General features: G+C 48.8%; 13 protein-coding genes. 5 read left to right on the forward strand and 8 right to left on the reverse strand.

All coding sequences use genetic code 11. The annotated features are described in order from the left end of the window. Positions 1-7: 7 nt before the first annotated feature. Together HP399_RS04910 and HP399_RS04915 are read right to left on the reverse strand one after the other, a co-directional pair. Positions 8-1,630: a GGDEF domain-containing response regulator gene (locus tag HP399_RS04910; RefSeq protein WP_173616781.1), complete on the reverse strand. Its 1,623-nt coding sequence runs from the start codon at positions 1,628-1,630 to the stop codon at positions 8-10. A 110-nt stretch (positions 1,631-1,740) separates the two neighbouring features. Next, positions 1,741-2,220, reverse strand: a complete 480-nt coding sequence (locus HP399_RS04915; protein ID WP_173616780.1) for a hypothetical protein — start codon at positions 2,218-2,220, stop codon at positions 1,741-1,743. 78 nt (positions 2,221-2,298) lie between these two features. Here HP399_RS04915 and HP399_RS04920 point away from each other — a divergent pair, with 78 nt between their 5' ends. After that, a complete protein-coding gene (locus HP399_RS04920; protein WP_173616779.1) occupies positions 2,299-2,502 on the forward strand; it encodes a YwbE family protein in 204 nt (67 codons plus the stop codon). A 49-nt stretch (positions 2,503-2,551) separates the two neighbouring features. Here the strand turns inward: HP399_RS04920 and HP399_RS04925 are convergent, their stop codons facing one another. The 3 genes from HP399_RS04925 to HP399_RS04935 form a co-directional block, all read right to left on the reverse strand. Beyond that, positions 2,552-2,977, reverse strand: coding sequence for an NUDIX domain-containing protein (locus HP399_RS04925; protein WP_173616778.1), 426 nt, complete (start codon positions 2,975-2,977; stop codon positions 2,552-2,554). A gap of 114 nt (positions 2,978-3,091) precedes the next feature. After that, on the reverse strand, positions 3,092-3,649 hold the full coding sequence (locus tag HP399_RS04930) for a cysteine hydrolase family protein (RefSeq protein WP_173616777.1): 558 nt from the start codon (positions 3,647-3,649) through the stop codon (positions 3,092-3,094). A 215-nt stretch (positions 3,650-3,864) separates the two neighbouring features. After that, positions 3,865-4,413, reverse strand: a complete 549-nt coding sequence (locus tag HP399_RS04935) for a GbsR/MarR family transcriptional regulator (RefSeq protein WP_173616776.1) — start codon at positions 4,411-4,413, stop codon at positions 3,865-3,867. Between the two features lie 260 nt (positions 4,414-4,673). Here HP399_RS04935 and HP399_RS04940 point away from each other — a divergent pair, with 260 nt between their 5' ends. The 3 genes from HP399_RS04940 to HP399_RS04950 are packed head-to-tail and all read left to right on the forward strand — an operon-like array spanning position 4,674 to position 7,686. Then, a complete protein-coding gene (locus HP399_RS04940; protein WP_173616775.1) occupies positions 4,674-5,900 on the forward strand; it encodes a quaternary amine ABC transporter ATP-binding protein in 1,227 nt (408 codons plus the stop codon). Beyond that, complete coding sequence (locus tag HP399_RS04945; RefSeq protein WP_173616774.1) at positions 5,897-6,742, forward strand: ABC transporter permease; 846 nt, start codon at positions 5,897-5,899, stop codon at positions 6,740-6,742. The genes HP399_RS04940 and HP399_RS04945 overlap by 4 nt, the downstream gene beginning before the upstream one ends. A 17-nt stretch (positions 6,743-6,759) precedes the next feature. Beyond that, positions 6,760-7,686: a glycine betaine ABC transporter substrate-binding protein gene (locus HP399_RS04950; protein ID WP_173617005.1), complete on the forward strand. Its 927-nt coding sequence runs from the start codon at positions 6,760-6,762 to the stop codon at positions 7,684-7,686. A 53-nt stretch (positions 7,687-7,739) separates the two neighbouring features. Here HP399_RS04950 and HP399_RS04955 read toward each other — a convergent pair whose 3' ends face one another. The 3 genes from HP399_RS04955 to HP399_RS04965 form a co-directional block, all read right to left on the reverse strand. Next, positions 7,740-9,161, reverse strand: a complete 1,422-nt coding sequence (locus HP399_RS04955; protein WP_173616773.1) for a DUF1254 domain-containing protein — start codon at positions 9,159-9,161, stop codon at positions 7,740-7,742. 94 nt (positions 9,162-9,255) lie between these two features. Beyond that, positions 9,256-10,740, reverse strand: a complete 1,485-nt coding sequence (locus tag HP399_RS04960) for an amidase (RefSeq protein ID WP_173616772.1) — start codon at positions 10,738-10,740, stop codon at positions 9,256-9,258. Between the two features lie 79 nt (positions 10,741-10,819). Further along, a complete protein-coding gene (locus HP399_RS04965) occupies positions 10,820-11,668 on the reverse strand; it encodes a helix-turn-helix domain-containing protein (RefSeq protein ID WP_228088446.1) in 849 nt (282 codons plus the stop codon). A gap of 133 nt (positions 11,669-11,801) precedes the next feature. Between HP399_RS04965 and HP399_RS04970 the strand changes: the two genes are divergently transcribed. Next, positions 11,802-12,413, forward strand: coding sequence for a DedA family protein (locus HP399_RS04970; RefSeq protein ID WP_173616770.1), 612 nt, complete (start codon positions 11,802-11,804; stop codon positions 12,411-12,413). Positions 12,414-12,422: the final 9 nt, after the last annotated feature.

Raw genomic sequence — 12,422 nt, forward strand, 5'->3', positions numbered from 1 at the left:
TACCTCCTTACAACATTCGCTTAACCAGTCGCTTGATACGAGCCTCTAGTTCGCGTGTACGGAATGGCTTGGTCATATAGTCGTCAGCACCGAGCTGAAGGGCACGGACAATGTCTTGCTCTTCAGTACGACCTGTTAGCATAATCACCGTATATTTCTTGGCATTCGGCAAATTCCGGATTTTCTGGAGAACCTCGAGGCCATCCATCTGTGGCATCATCCCGTCTAAAATGACGAGATAGGGTCCGTGTCCCTGATGCCAGGTGGAGTCAAAGAAAGCTGCTCCTTCATCGTAAGTCTGGATGTCGACGTGTATCCAACCGTCAAAACTGGTTTGGATGGAATCGGCAAGCATCACGCGAATCATCGGATCGTCATCAATAATGGCGACCTTCAGTTTTACCTTAGGGGAGTCATGCGTCTCTGTAATTTGAGCGGTTTCAATCCGGCGCCGCCCTGCATTTTTGGCAGCATACAAAGCAGTGTCAGCAGCTTCTACCCAATACGTATGCGGTTTATGAGGATCATCTACTTGTACGACTCCACCGGAAAAGCTCAAAGAAAACGTTCCTTCAGAAGCATCGAACGTAAGCGAACAAAAAGCAGAGAGCATCTGCTCCAGGCGCATTTTTCCTGTCTGTACAGTCGTACGCGGCATCAGCAGGATAAATTCCTCTCCGCCGTACCGGAATAATACATCATGTTTTTCGGCGCTCTGCCCGATGAAAGCAGCAAAACGAGTCAGCACCTCGTCGCCAATCAGATGACCGTATGTATCATTGACCCCTTTGAAAAAATCGATATCTAAAAATGCCAGTGAGAAGGGGGTGTTGGTTCGTTGGGCATCAGAAAGAAGCCGTTGGTACGTATCAACAAAAGAGTTGCGATTGTTGGCACCCGTGAGCTCGTCCAAAAACAAGATGCTGTTCATCCAGCGCTTGCGGCGAAGCTGGCGATCGAGGCGTACGACCAGCTCTTCCATATCAAGCGGTTTGCACATGACGTCATCTGCCCCCAAACGATAGGCACTCAGACGCGTCTCCCGTTCGCAATCGATGCTGATGATGGTGGTAGGCACGTATTGTTTCTTTATTTTTTCACTGATCGTCTGCATCACTTGGAAGCCGTCTGTTTCTGGGATGTTCAAATCCAGAATGAAGCAGTCAGGGTTCATGTCGTGAAAATAGTCGAGAGCCTTGTGAGGATAGACCGTTGCGATGACAGACCAGTTGCGTTTTTCTAAATATTCTTTTAGATACATAAGCAGGGTGACGTCATCATCCAGGATGAGGACCAAAGGCTGTTGCTCACAAGGGGATTCCCGGTGAAGAGTGGGGTTCTCGATAAAAACTTCCCGTTCTGGTCGCTTCTCGCAGCATAAGGTGATCAGCTCTTGCAAAAACGCTCGCCATTCACTCGTTGGCCAGTTCTTGGCAGGCATGTCGTCCATTTGTTCCAAGAGAAGCTGAGACAGATCAGACAAGTCGGTCAATCCAATCGTCCCCGCTGTCCCCTTTAACGAATGGAGAAAGCGATACAGATCATCATGAGAGACGGGAACCTCCTGGTCGTACCACGTCTCAATCTGTTTGTGGATATTCGTAAGAAGCGTATCTCTGTACTTGATCATGTCGTACCGTCCCCCTGTGTTGGGATGGCGCAAGCAGTCGTTCGCTTGCGCCAGTTTGATCAAAACATCTACAATTTGGTATGGTACATGTAGCAGGGAGAAGGAAGGGCTTATTGTTGCAGGGAAAATCCTTCTTCAATCAGATACTGCTCCGCTTCCACGTACGATTCAAAGGAAGCTTCCAGGTTCATCCCGTGGTATACGTTCCACAGCGCGTCTTCCTGTTGCAGCAAGAGCGTGCGGTTTTGCTTGTCGACCCATGTTTGCTCCAATTGTTCAGCTTCATTAGTAGCTTTCGGAGCTGGTTCACGTTTCACAGAGAGGGATTGGATTGAAGCTTCGACTACCTTGCGCAGCTCGTCCGCCGAGAAATCACGGATGTTGACATAGCCCTTGTCGTCTTTTTGGTAGCCCTTCAAAAACGCGGCAAACACAAAGCCGTTGCCGTTCGGATGCAGATGATAGACCACTGTCTTTTTATCATGAAGGCTTTCCTCATAATGAAAATTAACCCGTTTCATGGAGACGTCATTCCGAGTCAGTTGTGGAAAAGATTCAATAATCGCTAGTTTTTCTTCAAAAGTAAGCATGGATTCCTCCGGTGAGATGGATTTGTTTGTCGATTATATCACAGGTGGGACATAGAACGAAAAAAGGAGAAGGGAAAAATGAACGGAAAAAACCGAAAAGATATCGTAGCAGGTCTTGAAGTCGAGATTGTATTGAAACAGGACCAACGCACTGGCAAGCGCACCCGTGGGATCGTCAAGGATATCCTGACGAACTCCAGCACACATCCGCATGGAATCAAGGTTCGTTTGACAGATGGACAAGTGGGGAGAGTGCAAGAGATTATCCAAAAAGGAGAGTAATCTTCTTCAAAAAACGGACAGGCCACATGGGCACTGTCCGTTTTTCTTTTCATGAACGGTTCCGGCTCTGCAAATGCTCGATAGCTGGTACGGCGAAGCAAGCTAGATTCGACGGAAGTGCATCGAGTGAAAACCAGCGCATGTCTCCAATCGCCCCGCCTTCCTCTAAATTACGTGCTTCTCCACTCAGGATCGTGACTTCGTAAATGACCGAAACCCAATGCTCGGCACTCTCCGGGCGGATGGTTTCTGCGGTGCATAGCAGGGCCTTTACCTCGACATCGAGATTGACTTCTTCTTTGATCTCACGGATGACACTCGTCTCCAGTTGTTCATAGGGATCAACTTTTCCCCCGGGAATGCTCCACGTATTCTTCTCTGGATCTCTGTTTCGCAAAACCAGTAAAAGCTCATTCTTGTCGTTTAGGATGACAGCTCCTACGCCCAATCTTGGTACAGCTATAGTAGTAGACATGGTTTCTCCTTCGATAGGCAGATTCGTTTCTTCCATATATAGCAAGGCCCAATCGTAAGCAGGACAAAACAAGAAACCGCCTGAAGAGACGGTTTCGAGAAGTTCAGCAAAACGTTAGCGGTAAGTATCATGGGTAGGGGCGAAGACATCCTCCGTTGATTCCCGTACCAAAATAAATGGTTCAATATTCCCCAATCCATGCAAGCATGTATTGTGATGGGCGATGATTTGTTCTGCTGACAGTACCTGATTGTCCGATGTAGAGTGCCCGTCTTTGACGAGCGTCACATCATAGCCGAGTGTCGTCGCTTTGCGGCAGGCGCTGTCGATACAATACTCGGTTTTGCAGCCCATGATGACGAGGTGGTTAATCCCGAGTGATTGTAACTTTTCGTGCAGGTCTGTTCCGTGAAACGAGTCTGTCGCTAGTTTTCGAATCACCGTTTCTGATGGCAGAGGGGCGATCTCAGGGTGGATGGCATTGTCGTCTGAACCGACTTCTCCGACATCATCATCCTGAACGTATAGCACAGGAATATCCTTGCTGTAGGCATCTTCTCTTACTTTTTTCAATGTTTGGACAAGTGTAGCCGGCTGATAAACAGGCCCAAATTGTCCCTCGATAATTCCCACTTGCGCATCAATAATCAGTAGAGCTGTTTTTCGAATCAATCCATTTCCTCCTAGGTGAAAGGGGGTTAGTGTTGGTGTTCCCCTTTTTGGTTGTCTGGTACACGCACAGCTTTATAAGAACGTTGATTCATGTCCTTTTTCATAACTGACCCCTCCTTTCATCATAGAAGAGCGTGAATCCGCTCTGGATAATTGTACCACAAAAAAGACTCATTCCTATTGTTAGGAACGAGTCTTTTTCGATTGCGAACTTCTTATGATTCATTTTCCTTTTTCGGTACAAACTGAAAGATATCATGTGATTCGAAGGAGTCGATCAAACGGGATAGCCACAGATAATATTCCAACCCATTTTCAATGCGCTTGATACTAAGGTCAACCTGTTCCTTAACTTCTTCCGTAAGCTCCTCGGATTTCTGGAGAGCGCGAAGCTCAAGGAGCGACTTTTTCAAGGCGTGTACATTATGTTCACAGGCGTGTCGCCACTTCACGGAAAAGAGGTCGATGAAGTTCTGGTACCAATCCAGGTTGACCTCGTAATGATCCTTCCGTGTCCCTTTTTTCCATATCTTTTCTACCATATTTAAGTCCATCAATGTGCGGACGCCAGTGCTCATGCTGGTTTTGCTCATGCCCAGTGCTTCGCCCATCTCATCGAGTGTCATTGACTTGTCCTGAAAGAGCAATGTGCCATACAGCAGTCCCGTTGACATGGTAATTCCATACAGATCCATGTTGCGAGCTAGCGTTTCAATCACGCGTTCCTGAGCTTTTTCGAGGATTTTTTCTTGATTGGTATCCATTTTGAAAAAAGCAGCTCCTCTAGTCATAGTAACCTGACTAGAATTGTACGTCTCCAAAAGCAAAAAGTAAATGGAGATATTGTACAGTATATACGTGATAAACTGAGAATACAGGAAGTAAAGTACGTAAAGTTTTTTCTGAACGCTGAAAATGCCCGATTATCCTGCCTCATCCAGTTTGAGGTAAAAAATTTGGCTGGTTACAATTGTAAGGGTAAAGAACAGTCCGGATGCCGGGCGTAAAAGTTGGAGGTGACCATATGCCCAAGATCAAAGTAGAGAATTTGACCAAAATCTTTGGACGCCAACCCCAACGCGCATTGTCCCAGGTGAAGCAGGGGAAGACCAAGCAAGAAATCTTGAAGGAAACGGGTCTTACCCTTGGGGTGAATCAAGCGAGTTTTGAGGTGCATGCAGGCGAGATATTCGTCATCATGGGGCTTTCGGGAAGCGGGAAGTCGACCTTGGTTCGATTGTTGAACCGGTTGATTGAACCAACAGAAGGCAAAATCCTGATTGACGGTACGGATATCGTCAGTATGAACACCGAGCAGTTACAGGATGTAAGAAGAAAGAAGCTGGGAATGGTATTTCAAAAGTTCGCCTTGTTCCCTCACAGGACAGTACTTGAAAATGCGGAGTACGGCCTGGAGATTCAAGGGATGCCAAAGGCCGAGCGTGAGGCAAAAGCGAGAAAGTCACTCACACTCGTCGGACTTGGCGGTTGGGAAGCAAGCTACCCGGATCAGCTGAGTGGCGGGATGCAGCAGCGTGTGGGCCTCGCCCGTGCACTCACGAATGAACCCGATGTGCTGTTGATGGATGAGGCATTCAGTGCCTTGGACCCGCTGATTCGCAAGGACATGCAGGATGAGCTGTTGGAATTGCAGAGCACCATGCAGAAGACCATTATTTTCATTACGCATGATCTGGACGAAGCATTGAAGATCGGGGATCGAATCGCTCTGATGAAAGACGGAGCGATCGTACAGATCGGCTCGCCGGAAGAAATCATGACCAATCCAGCAAACGAATACGTAGAACGCTTCGTAGAGGATGTGGATCGTTCCAAGGTGTTGTCCGCTGAAAAAGTCATGAAGCGGGCAGAGACGATCACACTGGACAGAGGGCCTCGCGTCGCATTGCAAATGATGCGTGAGCGCGGTGTCTCCAGTTTGTACGTGGTGGATAAACGAAAAACATTGCTGGGTGTGCTGACGGCAGACGCAGTAAACGGAGCAAAGGAAGCAGGACAGTCGCTGGAATCTGTGCTGCGAACTGAGGTACCAACTGTCGGACCACAGACGCTTCTCAATGAGATGTTTGACCTTGTCGCGTTTTCAGATATTCCCGTGGCGGTTACAGGAGAACAAAATCGTCTGTTGGGCGTGATTGTAAAAGGAGCCGTCTTGGGTGGATTGGCAGGAAAAGTAAATCAACAAGTTCCAGAGCCAACGATTGAAGAGGGGCAGGTGAATCCATCATGAGTCAAAACCAACTTTTTCCGAAGCTGCCGCTCGACAGTTGGATAGAAACGATTGTAGATGGACTGGAAGAGCATTTGGGCTTCTTGTTCGACTTCATATCAGCTGTAATCGGTGGAACCGTTGACTTGTTTTCGTGGATTCTAACAGGAATCCCGTTTTGGGTCCTGATCATTTTGTTTACGCTGCTGGCGTATCGTGCTGGCAAAGTGGCAATTGCTCTTTTTACCTTCATTGGACTTCTTCTGATTCAGAATCTGGGTTATTGGGAGCATTCAATGGAAACACTTGCGCTGGTATTGACGGCAGGGTTGATCTCGGTGATTATCGGGATTCCCGTTGGTATCTGGTGCGCGAAGAATGATTCCGTGCAAAAGGTCGTCACACCGCTGCTTGATTTCATGCAGACGATGCCGGCGTTTGTGTACTTGATTCCTGCCATCTTTTTCTTTGGGCTCGGTAAAGTACCGGGGGTTATCGCTTCTGTCATTTTTGCGATGCCACCGACGATCCGTCTGACCAACCTGGGAATTCGTCAAGTTCCTGCCGATCTGATCGAGGCTTCTGAAGCGTTCGGTTCTACCTACTGGCAAAAGCTGACGAAGGTACAGCTACCGATTGCCAAGACGACAATGATGGCCGGGATTAACCAGAGCATTATGCTCGCGCTGTCCATGGTCGTGATTGCCTCCATGATTGGAGCGAAGGGCTTGGGGGCGGACGTGTATCGTGCCGTAACACAGATTAAGATCGGTGAAGGTTTTGAGGCGGGTCTGGCCATCGTTATATTGGCGATTCTGCTGGATCGTCTCACGCAAAGTGTTGGAAAGAGAAAAAACGCGTAGGAGGGGTTTTCATGAAAATGAAAAAAGGCGCCTTGAAAGGGCTGGCAGTCGCACTCGGACTCAGTATGGTGATGGCAGGATGTTCAAATGCGGGAACACCGCAGGGAAATCAGCCTGCCGAGGGCAATACCGGTACGTCTGCACCGAATAGCGTTGGGGCACAAGTGGATCATAAAATTATCGGAATCGATCCTGGCGCTGGTCTGATGAAAGCGACGGAAAAAGCCATGAAAGACTACGATCTGAAAGATTGGGAACTGGTGGAGGGCTCCAGTGCAGCGATGACGGCAGCTCTGACACAAGCCTACAAAGACAAAAAGCCGATTATCGTGACAGGCTGGACACCTCACTGGATGTTCTCCAAGTTTGAGATGAAATACCTCGAAGATCCGAAAGGCACTTTCGGGAAGGATGAACAAATTCATACCATCGTGCGCAAAGGACTGAAGGAGGAGCACCCAAGTGCGTATGCGTTCCTCGATAAGTTTTCGTGGACACCTGCGGACATGGAAAAAGTGATGCTCGATATCGAGGGCGGCAAAAAGCCGGAAGAGGCAGCAGCCGAATGGGTGAAAAACAATGAGGCTACCGTCAACAAGTGGGTAGAAGGCATCCAGCCTGCAGAAGGCAAAAAATTGACGCTCGCCTACGTCGCGTGGGATTCTGAAATCGCCAGCACGAATGTGGTGAAGACGGTTCTGGAGCAAAAGTTGAAATACAAGGTGGAGCTTAGCCAAGTAGAAGCCGGCCCAATGTGGGTAGGTGTATCAAACGGCGATGTGGACGGAATGGTAGCAGCTTGGCTGCCAACGACGCACGCAGACTACATGGAAAAGCTGGGTAAAGACGTAGAGGATCTCGGTCCGAACCTGCAAGGAACCAAGCTGGGCTTGGCTGTTCCAGCCTATATGGAGATCAACTCCATTGAAGATTTGAAGAAGTAACAGACTCAATACAGAAGGCACCGCTCACGATGGGGCGGTGCCTTTTTGCTGTGTTACGGTATTGGGTTGCTTTCCGTGACAGCCGGCCAAGCGTGCTGTTTGTCCAGCGTTGCAGGCTCCGGTGCAAATACCCGCAAAACGAGATTGAACTCGCCTTTAGGGAGCGGGAGCCAGTTGCCTTCTTTGCCTTTGGGCGGTTGCTGTTGCAAATACAGATCGAGGGAGCCATCTGGATTGTACGCTAGCGTTCCTGTATTGCTGCGAACCGATGCGCGATCTGTCGCTGTTTTGGCTAAAAACAGTTGGTTGTCATAGACGTTGATCGACCAGAATGCAGACGTCTTGGGAAGCTGTTCTTTTGTAAAATGCAGCGTATAGCTTTTGGCTCCCGTCAGTGGTTTTCCTAATCCATCTGTCAATGCACGATAATAGGCTTCCTCTCTCGGTACATTGGCTCCAATACCGGAATAGGCGATAAAGGAACGGGAGAGAAGCTGATTTCCATATGTGCCAATGGGGGAAAAGGAGCCCCATCCATTACGGAAGGAGGCGTAGCCGGGAAAGCCATTTTGCACGATGGACGGAGCATCCTGTAAGGCACCCTGTAGGCCTGCAAGCTTGGCTGGACCGAGCGCGGAAGGATCAAAGCCTTTTTGGACATCGATCCCGGCTTGAGCGAATTGATCGAGCAGGACGCGATCACATTCGGGAGGGGGATTGCTCTGGATCCATTTCGTCATGACTTGAAAAAAGGAAAGGGATGACAACACATCAGGGGGAAGCGCTTCGGGAACATGTGCCGTTTGCAATTTTGGGTGGACAGGGGCAATCGCGATTTGTTTTTCAAACGAGACAGCCTGCGGCAAATCAGCTTCACCCTTTACCTCGACACGTCCAATGAGCCAAACGGTATTCGTAGGGGCGTAGATCACAGGTATATGGGCAGGGGTAGGCCCTTTCCATTGTGGGCTTGCAATGATGTATTGCCCGGCCTGCTGTTTAGTGGAACGATTGGAGACATTGCGAAACGTATTTGTGTACGCATCCAGCATTTGCACGGTATAGTAGCGGTTTTGCGGATTAGCGGGGACAGTCAAGCGGACTGGCGTCTCTGACAAATCCAGCCATGCGCTCATATACAATGTATCGGAGTTCGGCGTCACGATATCCCGATAAGCTGGGGAAGCGAGTGTGTCCGCATAATAAAACTGGTTGATTGGCGCCCGATTTTTGACCATGGCTTCCATCGTTTTGGCGGACATCACTAATGGATAGCCATAGATGTATGCTTGAATACCGAGCGAGTAGGCAAGCCTCTCCTGCGATGGAAGAAACGACTTCGTTTGGGAGAGATGTGATTGTTGGATAGATGGAACGTTTGTTGTCTCTTTTGCAAAGGACAGTCCGGACAGGTGAAGCGTCATGCAAAGCATAGAAACGATCAGTGTCAGGCGCTTTTTCAATAATAGAAGCATAAAGCCCCTCCTAACTACCAGAAATGGGGTTCGCACTGGTAGTTTTCTTCATAGGAAAGGGGCTTTATGCAAGTTGGGCTGGAATATTTTATTCTCAATGCGGCTCCACAGAAATTTCAGGCGCCCGCCACTCTGGGCAGGTCGCATACAATTTCGACGCTCCCTGTAGCAATTCCCTATCACGCCATCGCTTGCCCACACACTGTATGCCAATAGGAAGACCTTGCACATCAAAACCAATCGGCATCGTTACGACCGGACTTCCGGTTACATTAAACAGATTCGTATAAAAAGTCGTAGCGGCCCAGTAGTTTTGCGGGTTCTCGTCTACGTACAGCGGTTTGTTGTAAAGCGGCTTGTAGCCCCACATTTTCGATTTTGCCATATGTGGGAAAGCTGTCGTGCAGCTAACCGGACACAAGAACAAGTCACAGTCTGCCATGAATTGCTCAAAGCCGCGAATGAGCTGCTCCCGAATGGTTAAGACACGCATGTAGTTTTTGAACGTCAGCGGGATGAGCATGGTAGCCGTGGGAAGCTGGCGGTAAATCGGCATCGTTAGGAGATGAGCAAAACCACGAATGAGTGGAGGTGTCGTAGAGTTTAACTCCGCGTCGATGATTTTTCCCCATGTTTCCCAAGTTTTGCGTACATCTAAGGGGGGTGCCGTCACTTGTTCTACGCGCATGCCTTGTTGCTCCAGCATTTTGACAAAGCGACGCAACTGATCGCGAATGGCTCGACTCGTCGGGTAGCCGGGCATCTCCTCCATCCAGCGAATGCGTAGGGGCTGTTTCTGGATGGTCAGGGGCAAGACTTGTGGTCCATGAGGCAGGCCAGCGTTGTCGTTTCCACCACTGATGATGGAAAACGCCACTTCCAGATCCTCGATCGATCGGGCCAAAGGACCATAGCAGGCCAAGTGACGAGACGATGTAAAATCAGACATTCCTTCAAAGCCGGGCATGTGTCCTCTTGCCGGAACGGCTCCTTCTGTCGGCTTCAAGCTAAGTACGCCACAGAAATGAGCCGGAACACGCAACGATCCGCCAATGTCACTGCCAATATCCAAATAGGAAAGCCCGGCAGCAACTGCGGCTGCCGATCCTCCGCTGCTTCCGCCTGTTGTTCTCTCCAGATTCCACGGATTATTCGTCCTGCCGTAAATATCATTGTCTGTTTGCATGTCCATCAGAAGAGGAGGGACATTCGTTTTGCCCAGGATGATGGCTCCTGCCTGCTTCAGTCTGCTAACGACTGCTGCGTCGTGTTGTGGAATGTACCCTTTTAGAGGTGGGAAACCAGAAGTCGTGGCGAGTCCTGTTGTGGCAAAAGAATCTTTGATTGTGATTGGTACCCCGTGAAGAGGCCCACGATAGTTGCCTTCCCCTATTTCTTTATCTGCTTGTTTGGCGGTTTCGATCGCAGCTTTTTCATCATACGCGACGATGGCATTCACTTTGCCATTGAGGGAGTCGATTCGTTTAAAAATATGCCGGGTAGCTTCCTCTGCGCTTATTTTCCGCTCGCGAATCCAAGTGCCCATCTCCGTTGCTGTCAAATAGGTCAGTTCTTTCATTCGATTCACTCCTTTTCACACGTCTAGCGTACGACAGGAAAACGAGGAAAACTTGATCGAAAATGCGAACCGCTATCGACTATTCTCGGGCTAGAACGGGTATATAAATGAAGCAAAGCGAATCAGGATGGTCATTTCCGAGAAAGCGGTGATCGTAGTATTCAAAATCGTATCGGGCATAAAGCTGGTCGGATGCGGATGCATGTGTCATCCAGCTCCCGTATATGTATTGATACGTCAGTTTGAGATTTTGCACCGATCCTTTGTGAGGGAAAACAAGATAACCAGATGCAGGCAGCGTGAGTGATTCCAAACCTTCTGTGCCAACCTGCTCCGTAGTGTGTATGCCAGCAAAATAGGCAAAGCTCAACGAAAGCCCGAAAGCATCCGGGTAGCGAATGACGCCATAACGCTTCTGGTTCTTCTGCACCTCGATTTTCTGACCCAATTGGTTCCAGCAATGGACAATATCTGCTGTCGAACGGGTAGTGGAGGAGTAGCCTACCAGGTTCAGTTCTTCGTGGGCAGGGACATAGACGGGTTCAATCGATTGCAGCTGAATATTTTCTAAATATGATAGCTCGATACGCTCCAGCATTGTGTACCGAGGCATTTTTCCAGATCGCCTAAGTGCAGAAGGAGGCAGGCCAAAGCGTTTGGTAAAGGCGCGAGTAAAGGCTTCGTGAGAATCAAAGCCGTATGTAAAGGCGACCTCCGTCACGCTCTTTTGCTCTAGCAACAGTGCTTTGGCAGCCTCGGTCAAGCGTCTCTTCGAAATGTATTGGCCGACGGTTTCTCCTGTCACGTGAAAAAACAACCGTTGAAAATGGTACTTGGAATATCCGGCGGCTGATGCCACTTCATCGAGTGTGACTTTTTCCGTTAACTGCTTCTCAATAAAAGAGAGGGCATATGTTATTTGCTCCATATAGTTCATGACGTCACCTGAAAAAGGAAATAAGATCTTTTTTTAGGATACCATATGCTCTGACCTGATTTTTTGTAAAAAAGCCAGAATGCCAAAGAATAGGGAGAGAATACAATGAAGTAGGACAACATTATTGGAGGTAGCCGTGGAGCAGCATTTGGACCTTTTTTTGATGAAATATGGATATGTCGGCATCTTTTTTTCGCTCACACTTGGTGTTGTAGGGCTCCCCATACCCGATGAGGTACTGATGACATACGCTGGCTATGCGGTTTCCCGTGGTGTTTTGCACATGCCGTTTACAGTGCTGAGCGCCTTTTTGGGAGCGGCAGTAGGGATTACGATCAGCTATGCCATCGCGTGGAAGTGGGGGCTGCCGTTGCTGATGAAGGTTGGACCGTACTTGCATATTTCGCCGAAAAAAATAGAGTCAACCCAAAAGCTGTTTGCCAAGTACGGTCCATACCTGTTATTGATCGGCTATTTTTTGCCTGGCGTCCGTCATATTACCGCCTATTTGGCAGGGGTCTCCGCGATGGGGTTTCGACGATTTGCTTTTTTTGCTTACGCAGGCGCATTTCTTTGGAGTGTCACTTTTTTACTGTTGGGACAGGCGCTTGAGAAAGAGTGGCTCAAGGTTGTCGTTTATATACGTCATTACGGCATCACATTTTTGCTAATCAGTTCGGCGATTGGAATGATGGTTTATATTTGGATGAGATACAGGCGCGACACCAGAGCCTAGGAACAAGCA

The sequence above is a fragment of the Brevibacillus sp. DP1.3A genome (assembly GCF_013284245.2).
Taxonomy (GTDB): Bacteria; Bacillota; Bacilli; order Brevibacillales; family Brevibacillaceae; genus Brevibacillus.

Coding starts and splice junctions, on each gene's coding strand:
- HP399_RS04910 (WP_173616781.1), bottom strand. CDS start 1,630: ATGATCAAGTACAGAGATACGCTTCTTACGAATATCCACAAACAGATT.
- HP399_RS04915 (WP_173616780.1), bottom strand. CDS start 2,220: ATGCTTACTTTTGAAGAAAAACTAGCGATTATTGAATCTTTTCCACAA.
- HP399_RS04920 (WP_173616779.1), top strand. CDS start 2,299: ATGAACGGAAAAAACCGAAAAGATATCGTAGCAGGTCTTGAAGTCGAG.
- HP399_RS04925 (WP_173616778.1), bottom strand. CDS start 2,977: ATGTCTACTACTATAGCTGTACCAAGATTGGGCGTAGGAGCTGTCATC.
- HP399_RS04935 (WP_173616776.1), bottom strand. CDS start 4,413: ATGGATACCAATCAAGAAAAAATCCTCGAAAAAGCTCAGGAACGCGTG.
- HP399_RS04940 (WP_173616775.1), top strand. CDS start 4,674: ATGCCCAAGATCAAAGTAGAGAATTTGACCAAAATCTTTGGACGCCAA.
- HP399_RS04945 (WP_173616774.1), top strand. CDS start 5,897: ATGAGTCAAAACCAACTTTTTCCGAAGCTGCCGCTCGACAGTTGGATA.
- HP399_RS04950 (WP_173617005.1), top strand. CDS start 6,760: ATGAAAAAAGGCGCCTTGAAAGGGCTGGCAGTCGCACTCGGACTCAGT.
- HP399_RS04955 (WP_173616773.1), bottom strand. CDS start 9,161: ATGCTTCTATTATTGAAAAAGCGCCTGACACTGATCGTTTCTATGCTT.
- HP399_RS04960 (WP_173616772.1), bottom strand. CDS start 10,740: ATGAAAGAACTGACCTATTTGACAGCAACGGAGATGGGCACTTGGATT.
- HP399_RS04965 (WP_228088446.1), bottom strand. CDS start 11,668: ATGGAGCAAATAACATATGCCCTCTCTTTTATTGAGAAGCAGTTAACG.